Raw genomic sequence first — 23,740 nt, 5'->3', positions numbered from 1 at the left:
TCCAAAATCTATTCTATTAGTCTATGCTTAAAATCTGTTTTACCAGTCTCACTGCATCTGCGGCATCGGTTGAATATCCGTCCGCTCCGATCTCTTCCGCGTAATCGGGAGTCACAACGGCACCCCCTATTATTATCTTGGAATCAAGATTTTCTTCATGAGCAAGGTCGACAACGTTTCGCATCTCTTTCATTGTTGTGGTCATAAGTGCGGAAAGAGCGATTATGCTGGCGTTATTTTCTTTCGCAGCCTTTACTATCTCTTCCTTGGGCACATCTTTTCCAAGATCGATCACATTGAATCCGTAATTTTTAAGCATAAGTGCTACCAGGTTCTTACCTATATCGTGAATATCTCCGTGCACAGTAGCAATAACAATTGCAGGAAGTTCCTTGCCGTCATCATCGTCGCCTTTAAGAAGCGGCTCAAGATAAGCGATTGAAAGTTTCATCGCCTCAGCTCCGGCTATAAGCTGCGGAAGGAAGTATTTGCCCTTGTCAAAAAGGTCACCCACTTCGTTGATCGCAGGCATCAGGACAGTGTCCAGAATAACCCTCGGCTCGATTCCCATATTCACGGCTTTTTCGGTATTCTTAACGATGCTGCGCTTAGAACCCGTGAGCACATCTTTTTTTATTATATCAAGAATGTCTTCATTAGAGTTAGTGGTGATTTTAACCTCTTTTCCCGAAGGTGCACCACTTTCATTCTTCATTTCATATCTTTGCATCCTCCGGATGTAGCGAAGATCGGCGCCTTCCTTCTTCTTAAGAAGGTCTGATGCAAACGCAGCATTTACCAGCATTTCCTGAGAAGGATTGGCAATTGCCATCGAAAGTCCCTTCTCTATTGCCATGGTCAAAAATGCCGTATTTACGTTACTTCTCTGAGGAAGTCCGAATGAAATATTTGAAAGTCCGCATATTGTAGCGAAACCGTTTTTATAACAATAATCAATTGTATCAAGCGTATTGAGTGCCGCAGCGGGATCCGCTCCGACTGTCGCAACAAGACCGTCAACAACAATGTCCTGCTTTGTCATGCCCATATCTTTTGCCATCTCGGAGAGCTTAACGATATTGCCGATCTTCTCTTCGGTGTTCTTGGGAAGCCCCTCCGGATTAAGCGGAAGAAGGATGAACATAGCTCCGTATTTCTTCGCAATCGGAAGAAATACCTCGGCTTTACCCTTCTCAAGTGATATGGAATTCATAAGCGCTCTTCCCGGATACCTTCTGAGAGCCGCTTCCATAACCTCCGCGCTACTCGTATCAAGGCAAAGAGGAAGATCCGTTATGGAAGTAACTTCCTCCATAACCGTGAGCATCATGCCCTTTTCATCAATTCCGCTCATACCGACATTGATATCAAGAATAGACGCTCCGTCTTCTTCCTGTTTCTCTGCAAAGTCGATGACCATATCAAGATTGCCCTCGCGGAGCTGTTCCTGAAGCTTCTTCTTACCTGTAGGATTTATTCTCTCACCTACTATCATGAAAAGATCGTCCATTCCAAATGACAGACTGCTTCTTTCTGAAGAAAGATATCTCCTTGAAGCATCTTTTCTGCGAATAGGATTTCCTTCATCATCTCTTATCGTAGAAGGCTTCAGATTGCCGTATCTTTCCTTAAGTCCTCTTATAAAGTCGGGAGTTGTTCCGCAGCATCCACCAAGGACAGATGCACCCGCATTTATAAGCTTCTCCATCTCAATTACAAAAGTTTCGCAGTCCATGTCATACTCGGTGTTTCCGTTTTCATCGACTGAAGGAAGTCCTGCGTTAGGTTTTGCAATGATCGGAATACTTGTTACAGAAGCCATATTTCCAATGATCTCAACCATCTTATCGGGTCCCGTCGAGCAGTTCGCACCTATCGCACATGCGCCGAGAGCTTCCAATGTTATTGCACTTGCCGCAGCATCCGAACCAAAGAGCGTTCTTCCGTCCGCCTCAAAAGTAAGAGTAACCATTACCGCAAGATCGGACACCTCTTTTGCCGCAATAAGCGCAGCTCTGCATTCCTGAAGGCTCATCATCGTCTCAACAACAAGAAGATCACATCCTGCGCTCTCAAGTATTCTTATCTGTTCTTTATAAACATCTACAAGTTCTTCAAAATCAAGGTCGCCAATAGGCTTAAGCTGCTTTCCCGTCATGGTAAGGTCGCCTGCAACAAGCGCTCTTTCGCCGACCGCCTCCTTGGAAAGCTTGACCAGTTCGGAATTTATTTCTTCAATTCTTCCTTCAAAGCCATAGTCTGCAAGCTTTATCCTGTTTCCCGTAAAAGTGGGGGCATAGACAATATCAGAGCCCGCACCTGCATAAGCACTCTGAAGATTTTTCATTACATCTTTATGATTAAGAATCCAGTCTTCAGGGCATACTCCGACCGGCATTCCCGCTTTAATGAGATTGGATCCCGTAGCTCCGTCAAGAAATATTATCCTGTCTTCGCTAAATTTCAAAAATTCTTCTCTGGTCATAGATCATTTTCCTTTTACACAAATCTTTTGCTCAAAAACTATCGGGGCAACATAAAAAAACATCAAGCACAATATCATCACCAACACAGGTTTAACCCACATTGACGGATAAGGAATCACCCCACTGTATGATAATCTATCAAGTACCGCAATAACAAGTACATGATAATAGTAAATTACATCGGAACTCTTTTTCCCAATCTTATACAGAAACTTTCCGTAACCGGCTTCGCACTCGGACAAAAGAAATATTCCGATAACAGCTATAAGCGAGCCTATATAGACTTCTTTTTTCCCAAAAATAAAAGTCTCTGCGACCGAACAGGCTATCCCTGCCGCGATCATAAGAATAAATACGGGCTTTTTCTTTGCCATCACTTCAACATAAGAATCGCCGTATTCCTGTTTCTTTTTCCTGAAAATATCAGATAAAAGAATTCCTGTAAGCACAAACGGAAGGCCGACAAACAGCCAGTTTCTCATAACATACCACGTTGTAATGCTGATATCAAAAGGCCTTATCGGATAATAAGTCTGAAGCGCCTCTCCAAAATATAACATAAAAAGAAGGCCTTCGATCAGCCATTTGTACCATTTTCTGAGAACTCCCGCAAATATATAGATCAGCCCGATTGCATAAATGAGTGCAAAAAGAAACCACATATGATCGAACGTAAATACAGAGTCATAAACAAAAGTACCGGAATTAAAAAGTACAAACCAAAGCGCTTCCTTCAAAGAATATTTGGATACAAGCCACTCTTTGATCGAATCGCCAAGATAAATATGAATTAAAAGAGAAAATACAAAATAAACGGCATAGACAATCCCCGTTATCTTAAGTAACTTAACGAGATATCTTCCGCTCTTTTCCCTTATCTTATCTGTATCTTCATCCCCGTCTCGTAAAAGAAATCTTCCGGATAGTGCAAAGAAATAAGGCACCGCTATTCTGCTTACGGCATCCATCGCTGTTCCAAAGTTTCCGGGAAACCTTGTATGTATCACGATAACCAGCATGCATGCTATAAAATTTACAAGATATAAGAATTTGTTTTCTTTCATTATTTTGGCCATTTCAGAAAAGAAGCACTGATATTACTCAGTGCTTTCTGTATCTTCTGTAACTTCTTCTGTTTCTTCAGCTTCGTCATCGTCACTAATAGTGGCAAATTTGAATGCATCTTCGGTAGTTACCGAAACGCCTTCATCCGTGGGATTTTCCCCGTGAAGAACCTGCAACATTATGAAGGTTCTTTTATTTGCACGTTCGTAATACTGACTTGCAAGAGATAAGCTCTCTTCATCAAACTCATTGTCATATGCTTTGTGATAGCATTCATTCGCCATCTGCATATAATCTTTTGCCTCGGATGCAATATCCGCAATACCTGAAAATTCATTCGGAACTTTGAGATCCCCCATAGCCTTATAAGCCTCATTCATCTCATCAAGGTAACCGAGAAGTTCCTCTTTTGCAGAGTCGGAATCAGGATTTATACCGTTTATCGAACTGTCATACTCCGCAAGTTTGTCGTAAAACTCCGACATACTTGTCTTATACGCAGAAAGAGCACTATCCTCTTTCTTCCCACACCCCGTCATAATTGTTAACACCATAAAAAATGTCATACTAAAAACAACATTAACAATCTTGAATTTTCTCTTCTTCTCCAAAACAATCTCCATATCAATCAACGTATTTTGATGCAGCCTTAAGTCTTGTAAGCGCTCTTGCAAGACCGGCCTGTGATTTCTTGAATTCCTTAATGGACTGCTTCTGCTGCAAATGTTCCATCGCGAATTCATAAGCCTCCCTAGCTCTCTGTTTGTCGATATCCTCGGGTTTCTCTACAGTATTTACAAGCACGATACATCTGTTGTTTGCAACCTGAACAGAACCAAGACTAACCACACCATAAAGCCACTCCCCACCGGGCTTTTTAATCTTGATCACACCGTCAGATAACGCAAGGATCATTTCCTCATGATTGGCAAGTACGGCGAGCTCACCGTCTGCGCAAGGTAAAATGATCTCTTCCGCCCTGTCGTCATAAAATATTCCGTTGACGGAAATTACCCTCAGTCCGAAGGTCATTACCTTATTACCATTCATATTTTATGCCTCTATCTGCTTTGCTTTTTCAACGACTTCCTCAATAGTACCGACGTTGAAAAATGCAGCTTCAGGATACTCGTCCATCTCACCGTCAATAATGGCCTTGAAGCCTTTAATGGTATCGGCAAGAGGTACAAACTTTCCTTTTATACCCGTAAACTGTTCAGCAACATGGAAAGGCTGAGACAAAAATCTCTGAATCTTTCTTGCTCTGTAAACAGTAATCTTATCTTCATCACTAAGTTCCTCCATACCGAGGATTGCGATGATATCCTGAAGTTCTTTGTACTTCTGGAGTATTTCCTGCACCTTGATTGCAGTCTCATAATGCTCTTTTCCGACAATGTCCTCTTCAAGGATTCTGCTTGAAGATTCAAGAGGATCGACCGCAGGATAAATACCCTGCTCAACGATCTTACGTGAAAGAACCGTCGTAGCATCAAGATGCGCAAATGTCGTCGCAGGAGCAGGATCCGTTAAGTCGTCCGCAGGCACATATACTGCCTGAACGGATGTAACCGATCCAAGTCTGGTCGAAGTAATTCTCTCCTGAAGCATACCAAGATCTGTTGCAAGAGTAGGTTGATATCCAACCGCCGAAGGCATTCTTCCAAGAAGCGAAGAAACCTCTGAACCCGCCTGTACAAATCTGAATATGTTATCTATGAAAAGAAGTACATCCTGGTGCTTTACATCTCTGAAATACTCCGCCATTGTAAGACCTGTCTCCGCAACACGCATTCTTGCTCCGGGTGGCTCATTCATCTGGCCGAACACAAGCGCTGTCTTATTAATAACGCCTGATTCATTCATTTCACTCCAAAGGTCGTTACCTTCACGTGATCTTTCTCCAACTCCCGTAAAGATTGAATATCCGCCGTGCTCCGTCGCGATATTCTGAATAAGTTCCTGGATAAGGACGGTCTTACCTACACCGGCACCACCGAAAAGTCCGATCTTTCCGCCCTTTGCATAAGGTGCAAGAAGATCGATAACCTTTATTCCCGTCTCAAGGATCTCAACTACGGGGCTCTGATCGACAAGCCTCGGTGGTTCTCTGTGAATATCCCATTTTTCCAATGTCTTCACGTCACCTTTTTTGTCAATCGTATCTCCGAGAACATTAAACAATCTTCCAAGGACTTCCTCTCCTACAGGAACACTGATAGGTCCACCCGTGAGATAAACTTCCATATCTTTGCTCAGTCCCTCACTGGGAGAAAGCATGATGCATCTCGCAACGTTGTCACCGATATGCTGTGCAACTTCCATGACACGCTTCTGGTCTTCGACCATTACAAAGAGTGCATCGCTGATATAAGGAAGATCGCTGTCCTCAAATTTTACGTCTACAACAGGTCCCATGACCTGCAAAATCTTACCGTTTTTCAACTGTAATTCCTCGTTTTCTGCTTATCTTTGTTTCTCTCTTTGGCTTTTTTGGCATTCTTAAGAGCTTTCGCCCCGCTGACAACCTCAGTTATTTCCTGAGTTATCATTGCCTGTCTCTGCCTGTTATAGGTTCTTTGAAGTTCGGCGATCATTGCCTCCGCATTCTTATTCGCGGAATCCATCGCCATCATTCTGGCACTCTGAACACTGCAAAAAGCCTCAACCAATGCTCCGTAAATAAATCCCGTAACATAATTTGGAACTATATTATCCAAGATTGCCGAAGGACTTGGCTCCATAAGGAACTCTTCGAGTATGGTTCCGGTCACCGGTTTTTCTCTCTTGATATCGGTAATGATCTCAAGAGGAAGAAACTTTTCAAACTTAGTATCAATCTTTGTTCCGTGAACGGTCGTATAAATAATATAGAACTCGTCCAGTTTTCTCGAATAGTAATAATCAAGAATCTCCGCCGCTATTTTCCTTGCTCTGTGAAGAGTGGGATTTTGCGACGTAAACATGAATGATTCCTCAATATCAACATTCTTGGAAAGGAAATGAAAACGGCCGACCTCACCTATGACAAAGAGCTTCCAGTCCCCTTTATCAGCTGCAATCTTCTCTTCGGCAAGCTTTATGACATTGTGGTTATAAGAACCCGCAAGTCCCTTGTCGTCAGTGAAGATGATGTATCCTCTCCTTCGCTCATCCTCGGGGATTTCAAGCCTCGTCTCCAGGAAGATATTATCAACCCCTTCCGGTAAATGTCTTACCAGACGTGAGATCATTGCCTGAGTGGAAAAAAAGAACGGCTCGGTATCAGTGAGCATCTTCTTCGCCCTTCGAAGCTTTGTAGAAGAGATCAGATACATCGCATTTGTAATTTTTCTGGTATCGTTTACACTGTTTATACGATCCCTGATTTCTTTAATGGTCGCCACTTTCCAATTCTTCCTTAAGTCTCTTGTTCTCGCTGTCGTTAAATTCATCAACGGCTTCGATAATTTTCTTCTTTAACTGATCTGACAAATCGCCGCTCTTAGAAAGTTCTTCGCAGATATCGCCCTGTTCCGTATCAAAATAAGCAAGAAGTCTTTCTTTGTATTCCCTGACTTTTTTAACAGGGACCATATCAAGTCTGCCCGCACCGACAGCAACCAGAATGATTACCTGCTCGTGCATTGCAAGCGGATGCTCAAGCGGCTGCTTAAGAAGTTCCATAAGAACATTTCCGTGTGCAAGCTGATTCTTGGTTGTCTCATCAAGATCTGAACTAAACTGTGTAAACACAGCCATTTCTCTGTACTGTGCAAGATTCACTCTAATACTTCCCGCTGCTTTTTTCATTGCTTTGGTCTGAGCCGCGCTACCTACACGGGATACGGAAAGTCCTACGTTAACGGCAGGTCTCATTCCCTCAAAGAACAGGTCACTCTCAAGGAAGATCTGTCCGTCCGTAATAGATATAACGTTGGTAGGAATGTATGAAGATACATCACCAGCCTGCGTCTCAATGATAGGAAGTGCAGTAATTGAACCTCCTCCAAGTTCCGATGAAAGCTTACTTGATCTCTCAAGCAATCTTGAGTGCAAATAGAATACATCTCCGGGATACGCTTCTCTTCCCGGCGATCTCTCAAGAAGAAGCGAGATCGCTCTGTATGCAACGGCATGCTTGGAAAGATCGTCATAAACAATAAGGCAATCCTTACCCTGATGCATGAAATACTCAGCCATTGCTGTTCCGGAATACGGCGCAATATACTGAAGCGGCGCCATATCTGAAGCTGTTGAGCTTACAACTATCGAATAGTCCATAGCTCCCGTCTTCTTAAGTGTCTGTATGATCTTTGAAACGGTAGATGCTTTCTGACCGATCGCAACATATATACATATTACGTTTTTGCCCTTCTGGTTAATAATGGTATCAAGGGCAATCGATGTCTTACCGGTCTGCCTGTCACCGATAATAAGCTCTCTCTGTCCGCGTCCTATAGGGAACATGGTATCAATAGACAAGATTCCCGTTTCCATAGGCTCGTTTACGGACTGTCTCTCAATAATTCCGGGTGCCGGCTGTTCAACCGGTCTGTATCCGGATTCCTTGATATCTCCAAGTCCGTCAATAGGCGTTCCGAGAGCATCTATTACTCTTCCGATAAATGCTTCTCCGACAGGTATTCCGGCTTCCTTGTAAGTTCTGACAGCTCTTGTTCCCTGTCTGATGCCTGTATCGTTACCAAACAGGATACATCCGATGTGATCTTCACGTATATCCTGGGCCATACCTTTGGTTCCGCCTTCAAACTCGATGATCTCGCCATAGAAAGCATGCTCGATACCGTCGATATTAGCGATTCCGTCTCCAACCCAGGTTACCGTTCCGACTTCTCTGTCACCAATTGCAAGATCAAAGTTCTCAACTTTGCTGCTGAGCATGCTGATGATCTTGCCGGTTTCTCTGTCTCCGGTCTTCCTGCTTAAGTTATTTAATTCTGCACGAAGCTGCCTTGCTCTTCCCGCATCGGACCAGTCGTATTCAAAGTTCTTGCATGATACGATGAATCCGCCTCCGATAGAAGTGTCCTGAACAAGTTCCATATCAATTTCCGGAACGTCAAACTTCTTAAGGAGTATTCCCTTTATCTTGGAAAGCTGTTCCTCACTGGGAGCAATGCCCGCATAGCGCAGTTTAGCTTTCAATAATTCACTCATTCTTTGCTCCGGCTTCGTTTATAAATTTGTCGTATAATTCTTTGTCGTCGGCAGCACTGTGCTTGGTAGCGGCAATCTTGGATGCCGCATCTATAACCATATCTGTAAGCTGAGCTGCGTATACCTCTTTGGCACGTTCATTCTCAACTTCGGCATTGTGCTTAGCCTCAACAATAATCTGATCGCCCTTTTTCCTGGCGTCATTAACAATACGCTCATATTCCGCATATCCCTGCTTCTTGATGTCGCCAAGGATCTGCTCTTTCTCTTCATCAACATGAGCAATCTTTTCTTCATATTCTTTTTTGGTCTCAAACGCTTCCTGTTTAGCGGCATCTGCCGCTTTTGTAGCGCTGTCCACTTCTTCTCTTCTCTGCATGAGAATAGCGTCGACCCTGCCGAAAAGAAATTTTTTCGCCAGCAAATACAAAAACAAAAGATTAAATATAGTTAAACCAATTTGTATCCAATCTACATTTAACACGTCGTAACCCCTTTTTGTCGATAATTATTTGAAAATAATAATCATAATAGCAACTACAAATCCGTAGATAGCTGTAGCCTCTGCAAGTGCACAACCCAAAAGAAGAAGCTTCATTATCTTACCGTCAGCTTCCGGCTGTCTTGCAACCGCATCTGTAGCTTTTGCAGTAGCTATACCGATACCAAGTCCTGCTCCTAATCCTGTGAATGCAGCTATAGCTGCTCCTATTGCTGTTAAATCCATTTTATTTCCTCCTTGTGCCGTATTATTCAACGGCTTCTTTAATGTATAATGACGTCAAAAAGACAAAGACATATGCCTGGATTGCTCCGTCAAATATGTCAAAATACAAGCTAAACATTGCCGGTACGATTACCGGTGCGACAGCTTTGATAAGCTCCATGATAACCGTAGCTCCGAGAATATTACCGAAAAGTCTCATGCAAAGAGACAACGGTCTTATAAGAAGCTCCAAAACATTCATGGGTGCGATCACAGCCATTGGCTGTGCAAAGCCTTTGAGCCAGTTCCTGAGACCTTTCTTCTTAAAGCCTGCGGCTTCAACAAGAATAATGCTCATGATTGAAAGCGCTATCGTCACGTTAAGATCCATGGTCGCAGGTACAACACCAAATAATCCGACCATATTGGAAAAAGCAATGAATATAAGCACCGTAGCAATATAATCGGCATATCCCATTGCCTCTTCTCCCAGCATTCCGCCGGTAACACCTCTTATCCATAACACAAAGCTTTCAACCGCAGCCTGGCGTTTTGAAATATTATGTACCTTAAAATCCCTTGTAAGGATTAGCATAAGAATAAACAAAACAAGCATAACCACCCATGTCAGGACAACGGACTTATATATTTCCAAAGTTCCGCTTCCGACGGGAATTCTAAGGAACGTTTTATCTTCCATCAAAAGTTCATTAAGAATCTCTTTTAAATCCATAGCGTATACCTTCCCCAAAAATATACAATAATTATAGAAAATCCACTTTAATAATGCAATGTAAAAAAAAGCCTTAACTTTGCTTAATTTGGTGTTTTGGCAAAGTTAAAGCTTTTGATATTATTTTTGTACCATGTTTTACATTACTTCTATACTGTCTCTGTCGGCGCTTGCTTTGATCGTCAATTTATCATATGTCTTTCTGTCTTCCTCAATTCTAAGTACCATTCTGTCAATGACAAACACCGTTCCGGAATAAGCAACTTCGGTAATTGTTGCTCTTGCCTCGCTTCCTTTGTCAATTTCAGCCTGGACCTTACTCTTTTTCGCTTCAAGGTCTTTTATCTTGCCTTCCTTCATTCCTATCGCAGCATTAACCTTGATCTTCCATTGCATCCTCTGTCTGTCGGCGGATGCATCCTCGGAAAGCCTGTCTCTTTGCACTTTAAGGCTGTTAAGTTCCTCTTCCTCTCTGCTTATTGCTTTGTTGATATTGCTGAGCTCAGCAAGTATGGTATTGTTTACGCCAAGAGTGACAATGGTCTTTGCACCGGCTTTGTTTCCGACTGACGCCGTTTCAATTCCAAAAAGACTCTGAACACTTCCTCCGTATATAGTTCCCACTCTTCCATATGTTCTGATAAGTCCGCTCGCGACGACATTGCAGTTTATGAAATAGTTAGCGGAAATATTTTTTCCGCTTATCGTTACACCCTCAAAGAATTTCGCCGAGACATCTCCCTTTGCTTTTATCGAGCCTCTGATGGGACATGTCGCACCCCCTTTAATGATAACATTCCTTCCGCTAACTATTTCAGAGCTTTCCATATGGCCGCCTATTATCACGTCTCCCGACGCATTAATATCACATCCGGAATGAACATCTCCGGTTACATATACAACCCCGTCATAAACAATCTTATTATCGGTTATCTTTACTTCGGGAAGTATCATAATCTTTTCGATATTTATCACTCCGTCGACCATGCTGATGGCACCGGAGTATTTTGCAACATAAGTAACCCTGTCATTCAGTATCATAAATCCCTCGCCTTTTAAGATTGGGATTTCTTTACCGTTTCTTGCCCGCAGAGCTTCTCCGTATACGTTATATCCGTCTTCTCCTTTTTTCGCCTTGTGATATATTGCAATCTTATCGCCGGCCTTAACCTGCTTGATTGCTTCGATATTCGAAAGATCCGCCGTTCCGTCATTCAATATCACAGGCTCCTGCTCCTGCTCCATATCCACCAAGAATTCATAATAGCCGTCAACTCCGTTAACAGCGGCTTTTCCTGCGGCAACAACATATTTCTCATTATGATTTAAGTTACTTAGCATATTTGAAATTGCTTCTTTGTTGATTCCCGCCATTATTCTGCACTGAACAAGGAAGCTCATGATCAGATCTTCAGTATATACTGCGCCGTCATTTCGCGCAGGAAGCTTAATCCAGCATATCATCTCATCGGAAGTAAACGACAGAAACTCATCCCTGTTTTCAAGCATGTAGTTAAGAAGAACAGTTTCATTGGGAACACCGTCAGTCCTATCAAGCACTTCTTCATCATGTACTCTGTGCCCTACAAAGCCATATCCCTCTCCCAATATGCGTTCTCTTATGCGACGCATATCACGGGCAGTGTACATCATCGATGAAAATGCGCTGATATCAAGTCCGTCTTCTATACCGAGTCTGAGCTCTCTCATCTGATCGGCCTGATAAAGAGGATTGGTATATGGAGTAATATCAATCTGATGCTCAAGTCCTATGCGCATCTCATACATCTGTTGCCAGCCATACGACGCATCAGCATATCTTCCGACGTCGATGCCGTTCTCAAGGCCTATCCTGATTTCTTTTATCGCATCGCTTCTCATATCCGGATTGATATATTTATCTATAGATATTTTTTCCTTAAGACATATTCTTATCTGCTCAATCTGCTCCGCATCATACTTTTCCCTTACATACTGACTTATATCTACATTATCCTTATACGCGGCATGCAGTTCTTCAAGTATGCTCGCATTGTAACTGCGTATCTGAGCCTCATCAAAGAAAAGTCCGTCTTCCGCACTTTTTCTGATCGCTCTCATTTTCATGTAAGGAATATCAACAGAAGCGTATTTAGAGATATCAATTCCCGCTTCGAGACCTTTTCTGATCTCACGCATTTGAAGGCTGTCAAATGCCGGGTCCTGAAAGAAAATGATAGGAACACCTTCTCCCCTGCTGAGGCCGATGCGGAGCTCTCTCATCTGATCCGCAAGGTATTCCCTCTTTGCATATGCAGATACATCAATTCCCGCAGCAATTCCCTTTCTTATCTGAGAAATCTGCTGAACATCAAATCCCTGTTCTCTGTATGAACTCATATCGATGTTCTGAGTCATTTCAATCCTGAGCTCTTCCATCTCAGTCCACGATTTTCTGGGATCCATATATTTTGCAACATCAACTTTATCATTGATACCCTTTCGTATCTCTGAAAGCTGAAGTGCATTAAAATTAAGAGCCCGAAGCTTATCAGCGTCAGCCCCTAATTTTTTGCACATCTCTAGTTCTCTCTCCAACGCACTCTTATTAAGCGAAGAGAGACCGGAGTAAGACATCGTTTCATTTTCAAGATCAAGTTCTAAATCAAGTTCCTGAGCATCCATAGATGTCACATCTCCCAACCGGTCATGGAATATCGGCCTGCAATGCACTATTAATTATCTATTTCTTATAACAATTTTATCATTATTACATTTACCGCTCAAGAACTAATTAATCCCCCCCTTATAAACCCAGTTCAAATCTGTGTTTATTACGCAAACGATAAAACAGTTAATTTTTTAATAGCATTCTCAAATATTATGTGCTAGAATGAAACGAGTTTTTATTTTAAATTTAGGAGAGAAAAGTTATGAAAAAGAAATTATTGGCAACAATGTTCGCACTTGCATTAGCAACAAGCTCTGTTGCTTGCGGAGCTCAGAAAGTTGAGCCTGCAACAAACAACAATGCAGAAAGCGAAGCATCCGCTGAAGCAGCACCTTCTGATTCTTCAAACGAAAACGCTGCAGAAAGCACATCTTCAGAAAGCTCTGACGCAAGTGATTCCGGCGAAAACATTTCAGGTGTTGTAAACGGAACCACATATGAAAACAAGTTTTTTGGGGTTAAGTTTTCTTTAGGCGATAACTACAAATTTGCAAATGCTGAAGAGCTTCAGACATTAAACAGCACAATAACAGATCTTGATGCATTCAAAGATAACAAAGCTGCAAAGAAAGCTCTCGACAGCGGTAGTATTATGGTAGTAACTTACGCTGTTGACGGAACAACAGGCAAAACACTTAATGTTGTTCTTCAGAGTGTAGGTTCACTTGCAGGAGCACTTGCAAATGAGCAGTCAATTATGGAATCTCAGAAAGAACCTTCAATTTCAGCTCTTGAAGCTCAGGGATTAACAGATGTAACTGCCGAGATGGAGACAGTTAAGTTCTTAGGCGAAGATCATCCTTCACTTGTACTTAATGCAAAAATAAACGGCACAGTTCTGTACCAGAGATGTATCTGTCTTATCAAAGACGGTTATATTATAACTTTCACAGGATCGGGACTTGAAGCCGATAACTATGACTCAGAATTATTAAGCGCAGAAAAAACAGAATAAATGGCAAGTCAAGGGGACGGTTCGGCTGACTCAGCAAGTCAAAAGAACCGTCCCTTTGACTCCCCTTTACTACCTTATACTTAGTGTAATTTCCGTCTCCGGTCCACTTAATATCTTTTCAAGTGTTTCTAAACTCGGCTCTTCCACTTTACCAAGTTTCGTATAAGTCCATGAATTAGCACCATAAAAAAATACAATCTGATTCCCGCTGTATAACATTACATCGCCGACCTCAGTTGTAATCTGCGTGTCATTACATGGTAGAGTTTTTCCTAACCGGCAGACTTTCTCAAATCCTCCGTAATTTGACGCTGAAATAGTCAAATCCTCATCTGTAAGCATTTCTCTCAAAGCTTTGGCTGTTTCATTGTCTTCAAGATTCACAATAAAAGAACTGTTTCCTACAGTTACACGAATCTGATTATCAGCCAGAGTGCTTTCATCCACGTTTTTCATCTCAGTCTGCTCCTTTAGCTCATTTATATCTGTTTGAACACCGGATTCCATCTGCACAGCATTATCATCTTCTTGAAAATCACCGGAACTATTCGCTTTACACCCTGTTAACAGCAACAAAAAGACCACCAGTATTGCAACAATTCTTTTCGACATCATTTTAATTCACCATATAGTTTATCCGAAACCGGTTCACACCACTCTGTTGAACCACCCTCACCATGAATCTCAAAAGCAAGATGACTCATCCAGAAATCTGCAGCAGCTCCATGCCAATGTTTTACACCTACCGGAATATTCACAACTTTACCCGGAGTAAGCTCCACTGCTTCTTTTCCCTCCTCCTGATACCAGCCTCTGCCACCTATACATATGAGCATCTGCCCTCCACCGGATTTTGCATGATGAATATGCCAGAAGTTACGACAACCAGGCTCAAATGTCACATTAAATGCAGGCACCTGTTCTGAGGATACCTGTGCCAGATAGCTTTATAATCGACTTCTTATCGACAACAGCATGGTAATTATTTAGATTTCATTTGCTAATAACGAAGACAATAAAAAAAATCTTGTATCTGGTGATTTTTCTCCATTTATTGCCATTTCAATCAAAACTTGCTCATCTGCTAATTCTGGAAAAGAATAAGAATCATTTGAAATCTGCCCTTCGCATTTACATGCTTCTCCATAATTTCTGTATCGCTGACAAACGGTAGGTCTATCATTATAGATTATGCAACTATGCTCTTCTCCTAAAAGAGGGCATGGCAACTTTAACTTTAAGTATTTTTTTTGAATATCAGTTTCATCATCTACCATTAAAAGTTTAAGAGGAATCTTATTTTCTTCAATGATTCTCATATTTTCTTGAGCTACTTTTCTTATCTTTTCACGTTGACGACGGTATAATTTATCTATAGAATCAAGTATTATTTTCGCCTCAAGATAATTTACATAAATTGCTTGATAGCAACAATCTGCACATCCCTTTTTACAAGTAGATTTAAATTCACACTTATCTTCAATTCTGTTCAGCACTTCATCGTATACTTCCAGCATACCCTCATAGGCCTTTAATGGATCACCTTTCGCTCGTTCATTTATGGTTCTTGTTATTTCGTGTTTATTCGTAGCAATATAATTGACTAATTCTTCTTTTAAATATTCAAAGGATCCTTTTCTAACTGAACTATGTTTTTTAAATAATCTCATTCTGTCATTCTCCGTATGTATTATTGAGCACCTCTCAGCACTATGTTTATTATACATTATCATAGTGCTAAAGAGGTGCCTAAATTACCTTAGACCCTCACCACATCAAACATTTCTCCACTTTTCAACTTTATCCCCTGATGCAGAAACCGTTGGATATCCAACTTATTCCTCTCATCATACTCGCCAGTCTCCTTATAAAGCGGATGCTGGGTGACATCATATTTGTCCGACAAAAATGGACGTACATCTCGAAGCTGCAGGATGCACTTGTCACCATCCATGACTGCGATTTCATCCACAGTCATGAGGTCCTTTCCACTCTTCTGATAGTTCATGGAGTAGGAAGGATTGTTGCCCCTGCTCTCACCGGTGTTATACATATCGATGGTTTCTTTTCCAAGAAACTGGGATAAATCCTTCAGCGTGGTTGGTTAAGTGCCACCAAGGAACAGCTGAGAATCCATATTTCCTATGATGGTATCCGTGTTGTCCTTATAGATAGCTTTCAGCTGTGACTTCGCCTGTAGGAACAGGCATGCACTAATCTCACGGCTTCGGATGGTTGCCACCAGCTTCTCCAAGTTCGGGATCTGCCCGATATTAGCTGTCTCATCGATGAGGCATCTGACGTGGACTGGAAGTCTGCCGCCGTACACATCATCAGCCTTCTCACAAAGCAGATTACTTCGTTGTTAATCATACACGATCCTCCTTGTAAAAAATGTTTTATTATTGTCCTGCGCAGGGCAAAGCAAACGTTACCGTAACGCTCAAAAAAATCGGCTCTGCAAATACTGAAGAAGCCATTCTCGAAGCCGAAAAAGAAACAGTTGTAAAAGATTTTGAAGGCCAAGGTTTAACCGGTGTAACTGCAGAAGTTGAAAAAGTCACTTTCTTAGGCGAAGAACATCCTTCACTTAAGATTTCAGGAACATTCAACGGCGCCAAGTTAAACAGAAGAATATTATGCCTTGTCAAAGATAACTACATTTCACTTTACGATGCATCAGGCCTTGACGATGAATATGATGCCGAGCTGTTAAATGCAACAACATTAGAATGATCGGCTAACGCAAATTGTGGTATACTATAAATAAGCAAATCAGAAAGTAGGAAACGATATACAGATACTCGTCTCCTACTTTTTATTTGATAATCTATTTCAAATCTACTCAAAATAAAACAGGGAAAAAATCAGACACAATGGCAAAAGATCAGGACATGACAACAGGCAATCCCTTCAAACTCATTCTTTCTTTTTCTTCATCCATGATATTGGGAAATATATTCCAGCAGCTATATACTGTCGTTGACAGCATTATCATAGGCAAGAAAATAGGTGCTCTTGGAATAGCCTCAATCGGAGGCACCGATTGGCTCATCTTTCTCGTAACCGCTTCATTGATCGGACTGATTCAGGGATTCTCAGTGCTTTTGGGCAATAAGTACGGCGAAAAGAATGAACAGGCTTTTTATTATTACTACAAAAAAGCTCAAACCATATGCATCATTATTTCCATTTTACTCATCCCGATACTTCTCATATGTTTAAGACCTTTTCTGAATTTGATAGGCACACTGCCCGAGGCATTTGACTACGCATATACATATGCCGCCGTCATATTCGCAGGAATTCCTTTTCTTATCTTTTATCAGTTCTTCGCCGCAACTCTTAGAAGCTGCGGAAACAGCCATATTCCTTTATTGGCAATGACAATATCATCACTCTGTAACATCGTTCTCGACCTTCTTTTCATATGCATAATGCACTTAGGCGTTGCCGGAGCCGCACTGGGAACAATCCTTTCAGAATGCCTTGTCATGATCATATGCGGCTATCACGTTCTCAAGATTAAATCTATAAAAGAAAAAATTGGCAAAAACTCTTACAAGGAAAAGCATATATTCCACAAACTTATAAGCACCGGCCTTCCTATGGCCATTCAAAGCATCATCACCGCAATAGGAGGTCTTATAGTAAACCGAAACGTAAACATGTTCGGAATAGATTTACTATCAGGTTATACAATTGGCGGAAAAATATACGCCCTTCTCGAAATAGCCGCTTCATCATACGGAATGGCTATAGTTGCATACGTCTCCCAAAACTACGGAGCCAAAAAGATCGACCGCATCCATTCAGGCGTAAAATCCGCACTCTTACTCGGTATAGTGACAGCACTAATCTGCTCCTTCATCATGATATTCTTCGGCGAAAGTTCCATGAAATTATTCGTCGAAGCAGACAAAACCTCTCCCATGGCCTTTTCATACGGCCGCCAATACCTCCTTATAATCGGCCTCTTCTACCCCCTTCTCTACACCCTCTACATCGTAAGAGCCGCATTACAAGGCATCGGAAACACCCTTGTCCCCATGATATCCAGCGCAGGACAACTATTAATGAGAGTTCTATGCGCAACAGTCATGACAAAAATCATAGGCTACACCGGCATCTTCTACGGCGAAATCAGCGCCTGGATCCTCGCCGATCTAATACTTTTTGTCGTATACTTCTACGAAATCCGCAATAAAGAAAAAGCCATCTGAATAAATACAGTAAAAAAAATTATTCCCTGAACACATCTTCTCGCAAAAAGCCGAGCTTCTCGAAGCTCGTATTCTTGCGTCTACCGCCATTTCATAGACAGCCCAGCCACAAAGGTATATATTCGAAGATGCGCTGTATTCGGACGAGGACGATGATTTCCAAAATTCTAAAACAGATAAATGCCGATTGTTCTGAATAACATGAAATGAGGCATTTATCTGTTTTAGAATTTATGGAAATCACGCCGCAGACGTACACAGCGCATCTCCGAATATATACCTTTGTGGCCGGGCGTAAAGAAAGGCTGCCACACCAGATCAAACCGGTGCGACAGCCTCTATTGTATAAGCTATTAGTTCTTCTTTGAGCTATTGTAAACTTTCTTAGCTTCCTCAAGTCCAGCCTTAAGCCCTGCAAGTCCTGCCTTAGCAACCTCAGCTGATGTCTCAGCAAGTTCCTTAGCAATAACTGTAGCCTTCTCAGCAGCATCCTTGAGCTTTTCCTTTGTCTCGTCATCTACGATGTTCTTTGAACCGCAGCATGCGCTCTTCTCAGCGATAGCAGCCTGTGCAGCAGCAAGTCTTGCAACAGGTACACGGAAAGGTGAGCATGATACATAGTCAAGACCGATCTTGTGGCAGAACTCAACTGATGAAGGATCACCACCGTGCTCACCACAGATACCAACGTGGAGACTGGGATTAACGGGCTTACCAAGCTTAAGTGACATTTCCATAAGCTTACCAACACCAGTCTGGTCAAGCTTAGCGAAAGGATCGTTCTCGAAGATCTTAGCATCATAGTAAGCATCAAGGAACTTACCTGCATCATCACGAGAGAATCCGAATGTCATCTGTGTAAGGTCGTTAGTACCGAAGCAGAAGAAGTCAGCTTCCTTAGCGATCTCGTCAGCTGTAAGAGCAGCTCTGGGGATCTCGATCATTGTACCAACTTCGTACTCAAGCTTAGCGCCTGCAGCAGCGATCTCAGCGTCAGCTGTCTCTACTACTACCTTCTTAACGTTCTTAAGCTCCTTAACTTCGCAAACAAGAGGAATCATGATCTCAGGCTTAACGTTCCAGTCAGCGTGTGCCTTCTGTACTTCAAGAGCAGCACGGATAACAGCCTTAGTCTGCATCTTAGCAATTTCAGGATATGTAACTGCAAGACGACATCCTCTGTGACCCATCATAGGGTTGAACTCGTGAAGAGAATTGATGATAGCCTTGATATCTTCTACGCTCTTGCCCTTAGCATCAGCAAGCTTCTTGATCTCGTCCTCTGTTGTAGGAACGAACTCGTGAAGCGGAGGATCAAGGAATCTGATTGTAACAGGATTTCCTTCGAGTGCCTCATAAAGAGCCTTGAAGTCGTTCTGCTGATAAGGAAGAATCTTATCAAGAGCAGCTTCTCTCTCTTCAACTGTATCTGAACAGATCATCTCACGGAATGCAGCAATTCTGTCTTCCTCGAAGAACATGTGCTCTGTACGGCAAAGACCGATACCCTCAGCACCAAGTTCTCTAGCCTTCTTAGCATCAGCAGGTGTATCAGCATTTGTACGAACCTTAAGCTTTCTGAACTGGTCAGCCCAAGCCATGATACGTCCGAACTCACCGGCGATCTGAGCGTCTACTGTAGCAATCTGTCCTTCATAGATGTTACCTGTTGTACCATCGATTGAAATGAAGTCTCCCTCTGTGAATGTTTTTCCACCAAGAGTGAACTTCTTGTTTTCTTCGTCCATGTTGATGTCACCGCAACCTGATACGCAGCACTCACCCATTCCACGAGCAACTACGGCAGCGTGTGATGTCATACCACCACGAACTGTAAGGATACCCTGAGCAGCCTTCATACCTGTGATATCCTCAGGAGATGTCTCAAGACGAACAAGAACAACCTTCTCGCCTCTTGCAGCCCATTCTACTGCGTCATCAGCTGTGAATACAACCTTACCGCAAGCAGCTCCGGGAGATGCACCAAGACCCTTTCCGATAGGTGTTGCAGCCTTAAGAGCAGCAGCATCGAACTGAGGGTGAAGAAGTGTATCAAGGTTACGAGGATCAATCATAGCAACTGCTTCTTCAGGAGTCTTGTGTCCTTCATCAACGAGGTCGCAAGCGATCTTAAGAGCAGCAGGAGCTGTTCTCTTACCGTTACGGCACTGAAGCATATAGAGCTTCTTGTTCTCAACAGTGAACTCCATATCCTGCATGTCATGATAGTGGTTCTCAAGAGTATCACATACTTTGATGAACTCAGCGTATGCCTCAGGGAACTCCTTCTCCATCTGAGCGATAGGCATAGGTGTACGAACACCTGCAACTACGTCCTCACCCTGTGCGTTGATAAGGAACTCACCCATAAGCTTATTCTCACCTGTAGCAGGGTCACGAGTGAATGCAACACCTGTACCGGACTCATTGTTAAGGTTACCGAATACCATAGGCATTACGTTAACAGCTGTTCCCCATGAGTAAGGGATATCGTTATCACGACGATATACGTTAGCACGAGGGTTATCCCATGAACGGAATACAGCCTCGATAGCAAGCTTAAGCTGCTCTACAGGATCTGAAGGGAAGTCCTTGCCAAGCTGTTTCTTATACTCAGCCTTGAACTGCTCAGCGAGCTCCTTAAGGTCAGCTGCTGTGAGGTCAACGTCAAACTTAACACCCTTCTTCTCTTTCATCTGGTCGATAAGCTGCTCGAAGTACTTCTTACCAACCTCCATAACTACGTCAGAGAACATCTGGATGAAACGACGATATGAATCATATACAAAACGCTCGAATGCAGGATCGGGATTACCCTTGATCATTGCTGCAACTACTTCATCATTAAGACCGAGGTTGAGGATTGTATCCATCATACCGGGCATAGAAGCACGAGCTCCTGAACGAACAGAAACAAGAAGAGGATTCTGAAGGTCACCGAATTTCTTTCCGTTGATCTCTTCCATCTTCTTAACGCCTTCCATAGCCTGAGCCATGATCTCGTCGTTAATCTTACGGCCATCCTCATAGTACTGTGTACATGCCTCTGTTGTGATTGTGAATCCCTGAGGTACAGGAAGACCAATACTTGTCATCTCAGCAAGGTTGGCACCCTTACCACCGAGAAGGTTACGCATTGTCATGTTACCTTCATTGAACATATAAACCCACTTGTTCGCCATTTTTGTCATACCTTTCTTACCGGTACTATTAAAAACCGGTACCTTTCATGTATTTCTTTTTTATAACTACCGCGGAAACCACTACCGTGAAATAAAAACGCGGATAATTACCGATTTAATAAAATATAAAACCTCTAAATAAAAAACCTCTGAATATTACACTTTTGGCCCCTTTACAGGAACAAAACTGTCAAATATATAAATGTCAAAATTCTGCTCTGCCCTTGCAAGCTCCTCTTCGCTCTTAATAGTCCATGCAGCTGTGACATTTTTATACAGGTGCCTGCACAGCCATAATGACAGGTTACCCGGATATTTGTGATTGTATGATATAAAATCGGGTCTTGTTAAAAAATTCAGAAAAAGATTCGTGAGCGCGAAGTAAAGAAAGCTGTTAAATTCCGAAGGCGACTCCTTATGAAACTCATCGGAGAGCTGTCCTCTCATGATCTGCGGTTTATGCTTTCTATACCAAAGCAAACCGAGCGGATTGAAGGACTCAATGCAATAAACTCCTTTATAAGATGAAAGAAGCGCATCCGCTTTCGAACAAACAGTACAATTTTTAAATTCGATCTTAAGCTCCACAATAAGCGGAACTTTACCGTCTACAAGCGCCAAAAAATCTTCGAATTTGGGGATTTTCTCAACAGAATCAAGAATATGAAACCTTTGAAGCTCTTCATATGTATAGTCAATTACCTTACCCTTAACTCCGAAGCTCCCGTCCTTATTCTTCACTGCATCTTCGGGAATCTCACCCTCTGAATATCTCGCCACTCTGGCAAGAGTAAAATCATGAAAAATAACCGGAACACCATCCTTGGTAAGCTGAACATCACACTCAATCCCGTAGCCGGCATCCACTGCCTTCTTAAAGGCCGCCATAGTGTTTTCCGGTGCATCCGATGAATTGTCATGAAGTCCACGATGCGCATAACGCACACCTAAATGAGGTAATCTGTCAGGTTTATGTACTATCCTTGGCATGATCATCAGCAAATAAAGAACGACCATTATAGGTGCTATTTCGCACAAAACCCTAATAAAAAGCATTAATCCACTTCCTACTGATAATTTTTTAACACGTCTGCTACATATTTTACTTCCTAATTGTTTAATTCGCAACAATTAAATGCGTTAATCGACATTAATTTCATATAATTTTAATCATCAACGTCGAAATTCTCGAGTATATTACCCTTCATATCGGGTCTCGCATCGCCGTGTTTGACCAAAAGCATTGTTAAAAATGCCAAAACTGAAAAGATAAATGCATAAGGGAATAACGTCTTATATGATATATGCTCAAGCAGATATCCCGAGAATACAGGTGTAAACACCTGAGCAGCCATTGAGAACGTATAATATGTTCCCGTGTACTTACCTATCTCTCCCGCTTTACACATCTCAACAACCATCGGATAAGAGTTTACGTTGATCGCAGCCCATCCTATTCCCACAATTGCAAAAAAGATATTTATAGAAGCTGAAAAATGCGGGTAAAGTCCTGTAATAATGTAGCTTGCAGCCATAAGAACAATTCCGCAAAGAATAGTCTTTTTTCTGCCTATCTTTCCTGATATATATGCAATGGGAATATAACTGAGTGTAGCCGCAACAGTGGCAACAAGAAGGCATGTAGCGTAATCATTGTTGTGAAGATCCCACACAACGCCCACAAAACGCGAAAACGCCGTAGTCACCGCATTGTAAGCCGTAAACCAGAAAAATACCGAGATCAGAAGAAAAATGAGACTTCTTCTCACCTCAGCAGGCATCTTACCATTTGTTTCTTCCCCGGAAATACCTTCGCCATCTTCCGAAGTTTTCTCATCGAAAGCCTCTCCGAAAGACTTAAGGCCTCCCTGTTCTTCTACTTCTTTTTTTATTTTCTTTTCATTTATGGTAAAAAATAATATTACTACGGACACAACCATGCAGATAATAATGCTAATGATAAAAGGCATGTAATCCGTTTTCGCCGGATCCTCCGCCTCTTTTAACAAAACCTTGGTCATGATAAGAACAAAAATACCGCCGACTGTTCCCATAAGATTTATTATCGCATTTCCCGAACTTCTAAAGGGTGCGGGTGTAAGATCGGGCATGAGCGAAACGGCCGGTGATCTGTAGATTCCCATAGCAAACAAAATAAACAGCAGTCCAAACATAAACAAGAGCAGATTTCCGCTCTTTCTTGCCACTGCAATAAGTAAATACAAAAGAGTAACCGACATAGCGGTTCCAACGAGAATATACGGCATTCTTTTACCGATCTTACTGTCCGTGTGATCCGACAGATTTCCAAACAGCGGTAAAAGAAAAAGTGCAAATACATTATCAAGTGCCATTACAATGCCGGTCGCGGTTTCGCCAAGTCCAAAGCTGTATTTCAATATCTTAGGAATCTCATTGTCATAAAACTGCCAGAATGCGCAGATTGAAAGAAAGGCAAAGCCGATAAGTACCGTTCTCTTATAGTTTAGTTTCATAGTGTATCTCCATATCCCCATTTTT

The 23,740-nt window shown here is 42.1% G+C and carries 19 protein-coding genes and 2 pseudogenes; 3 read left to right on the top strand and 18 right to left on the bottom strand.

All coding sequences use genetic code 11. The annotated features are described in order from the left end of the window. Nucleotides 1–16: 16 nt before the first annotated feature. The 11 genes from G628_RS0107255 to G628_RS0107205 form a co-directional block, all read right to left on the bottom strand. Complete coding sequence (locus tag G628_RS0107255) at nucleotides 17–2,485, bottom strand: homocysteine S-methyltransferase family protein (RefSeq protein WP_027208838.1); 2,469 nt, start codon at nucleotides 2,483–2,485, stop codon at nucleotides 17–19. Nucleotides 2,486–2,488: 3 nt separating this feature from the next. After that, on the bottom strand, nucleotides 2,489–3,562 hold the full coding sequence (locus G628_RS0107250; protein WP_081670597.1) for an acyltransferase family protein: 1,074 nt from the start codon (nucleotides 3,560–3,562) through the stop codon (nucleotides 2,489–2,491). Between the two features lie 21 nt (nucleotides 3,563–3,583). Continuing rightward, nucleotides 3,584–4,174 carry a hypothetical protein gene (locus G628_RS0107245; protein ID WP_207637988.1) on the bottom strand — a complete coding sequence of 197 codons (591 nt, stop codon included), beginning with the start codon at nucleotides 4,172–4,174 and terminating at the stop codon, nucleotides 3,584–3,586. A 1-nt stretch (nucleotide 4,175) separates the two neighbouring features. After that, nucleotides 4,176–4,601 carry an ATP synthase F1 subunit epsilon gene (gene atpC, locus G628_RS0107240; RefSeq protein WP_026654676.1) on the bottom strand — a complete coding sequence of 142 codons (426 nt, stop codon included), beginning with the start codon at nucleotides 4,599–4,601 and terminating at the stop codon, nucleotides 4,176–4,178. 3 nt (nucleotides 4,602–4,604) lie between these two features. Beyond that, entirely contained in the window at nucleotides 4,605–5,996 is a 1,392-nt protein-coding gene (gene atpD, locus G628_RS0107235) for a F0F1 ATP synthase subunit beta (RefSeq protein ID WP_026666871.1), read from the bottom strand. Beyond that, entirely contained in the window at nucleotides 5,993–6,937 is a 945-nt protein-coding gene (atpG, locus tag G628_RS0107230) for an ATP synthase F1 subunit gamma (protein ID WP_026666872.1), read from the bottom strand. The genes atpD and atpG overlap by 4 nt, the downstream gene beginning before the upstream one ends. Beyond that, nucleotides 6,924–8,435, bottom strand: a complete 1,512-nt coding sequence (gene atpA, locus G628_RS16730; RefSeq protein ID WP_051199090.1) for a F0F1 ATP synthase subunit alpha — start codon at nucleotides 8,433–8,435, stop codon at nucleotides 6,924–6,926. The genes atpG and atpA overlap by 14 nt, the downstream gene beginning before the upstream one ends. 268 nt (nucleotides 8,436–8,703) lie before the next feature. After that, on the bottom strand, nucleotides 8,704–9,195 hold the full coding sequence (locus G628_RS0107220; protein ID WP_081670596.1) for an ATP synthase F0 subunit B: 492 nt from the start codon (nucleotides 9,193–9,195) through the stop codon (nucleotides 8,704–8,706). 24 nt (nucleotides 9,196–9,219) lie between these two features. Beyond that, a complete protein-coding gene (atpE, locus tag G628_RS0107215) occupies nucleotides 9,220–9,438 on the bottom strand; it encodes an ATP synthase F0 subunit C (RefSeq protein ID WP_026654672.1) in 219 nt (72 codons plus the stop codon). A 22-nt stretch (nucleotides 9,439–9,460) separates the two neighbouring features. Then, nucleotides 9,461–10,150 carry a F0F1 ATP synthase subunit A gene (locus G628_RS0107210; protein ID WP_051199075.1) on the bottom strand — a complete coding sequence of 230 codons (690 nt, stop codon included), beginning with the start codon at nucleotides 10,148–10,150 and terminating at the stop codon, nucleotides 9,461–9,463. A 138-nt stretch (nucleotides 10,151–10,288) separates the two neighbouring features. Continuing rightward, nucleotides 10,289–12,814: a DUF342 domain-containing protein gene (locus G628_RS0107205; RefSeq protein ID WP_026654670.1), complete on the bottom strand. Its 2,526-nt coding sequence runs from the start codon at nucleotides 12,812–12,814 to the stop codon at nucleotides 10,289–10,291. Between the two features lie 248 nt (nucleotides 12,815–13,062). Here G628_RS0107205 and G628_RS0107200 point away from each other — a divergent pair, with 248 nt between their 5' ends. Next, on the top strand, nucleotides 13,063–13,815 hold the full coding sequence (locus tag G628_RS0107200) for a hypothetical protein (protein ID WP_027208835.1): 753 nt from the start codon (nucleotides 13,063–13,065) through the stop codon (nucleotides 13,813–13,815). 69 nt (nucleotides 13,816–13,884) lie between these two features. On the opposite strand, the gene G628_RS16725 is transcribed toward G628_RS0107200, so the two are convergent. The 4 genes and pseudogenes from G628_RS16725 to G628_RS16715 all read right to left on the bottom strand — a co-directional run. Further along, nucleotides 13,885–14,430 (bottom strand): cyclophilin-like fold protein, encoded by a 546-nt coding sequence (locus G628_RS16725; protein WP_081670595.1) that lies wholly within the window; start codon nucleotides 14,428–14,430, stop codon nucleotides 13,885–13,887. Continuing rightward, nucleotides 14,427–14,762 (bottom strand): annotated as a pseudogene (locus tag G628_RS16720) (cupin domain-containing protein); the annotation flags it as partial. The gene G628_RS16725 and the pseudogene G628_RS16720, both read right to left, overlap by 4 nt. Before the next feature lie 39 nt (nucleotides 14,763–14,801). Beyond that, the gene (locus G628_RS0107185; protein ID WP_027208834.1) at nucleotides 14,802–15,485 is read right to left on the bottom strand and encodes a YkgJ family cysteine cluster protein; all 684 of its coding nucleotides are present in this window, start codon (nucleotides 15,483–15,485) and stop codon (nucleotides 14,802–14,804) included. Between the two features lie 89 nt (nucleotides 15,486–15,574). Further along, a pseudogene (locus tag G628_RS16715) lies at nucleotides 15,575–16,180 on the bottom strand (type IV secretory system conjugative DNA transfer family protein); the annotation flags it as partial. Between the two features lie 29 nt (nucleotides 16,181–16,209). On the opposite strand from G628_RS16715, the gene G628_RS18720 reads away from it, so the two are divergent. After that, nucleotides 16,210–16,551, top strand: a complete 342-nt coding sequence (locus tag G628_RS18720; RefSeq protein WP_155833784.1) for a hypothetical protein — start codon at nucleotides 16,210–16,212, stop codon at nucleotides 16,549–16,551. A 140-nt stretch (nucleotides 16,552–16,691) separates the two neighbouring features. Then, a complete protein-coding gene (locus G628_RS0107175; RefSeq protein ID WP_027208833.1) occupies nucleotides 16,692–18,038 on the top strand; it encodes an MATE family efflux transporter in 1,347 nt (448 codons plus the stop codon). A gap of 353 nt (nucleotides 18,039–18,391) precedes the next feature. On the opposite strand, the gene ppdK is transcribed toward G628_RS0107175, so the two are convergent. From ppdK to G628_RS0107160, 3 genes are all read right to left on the bottom strand, one after another. Continuing rightward, nucleotides 18,392–21,220: a pyruvate, phosphate dikinase gene (ppdK, locus tag G628_RS16710; RefSeq protein WP_034500716.1), complete on the bottom strand. Its 2,829-nt coding sequence runs from the start codon at nucleotides 21,218–21,220 to the stop codon at nucleotides 18,392–18,394. A 156-nt stretch (nucleotides 21,221–21,376) separates the two neighbouring features. Next, nucleotides 21,377–22,276: a glycerophosphodiester phosphodiesterase family protein gene (locus G628_RS0107165; RefSeq protein WP_034461951.1), complete on the bottom strand. Its 900-nt coding sequence runs from the start codon at nucleotides 22,274–22,276 to the stop codon at nucleotides 21,377–21,379. A 110-nt stretch (nucleotides 22,277–22,386) separates the two neighbouring features. Beyond that, entirely contained in the window at nucleotides 22,387–23,715 is a 1,329-nt protein-coding gene (locus tag G628_RS0107160; protein WP_027208832.1) for an MFS transporter, read from the bottom strand. Between the last annotated feature and the right edge of the window lie 25 nt (nucleotides 23,716–23,740).

The sequence above is a fragment of the Butyrivibrio hungatei NK4A153 genome (genome assembly GCF_000424465.1).
Classification (GTDB): domain Bacteria; phylum Bacillota; class Clostridia; order Lachnospirales; family Lachnospiraceae; genus Butyrivibrio; species Butyrivibrio hungatei_A.
The sequence above is the reverse complement of the archived record's forward strand: the minus strand, read 5'-3'. Positions and strand labels throughout refer to the sequence as shown.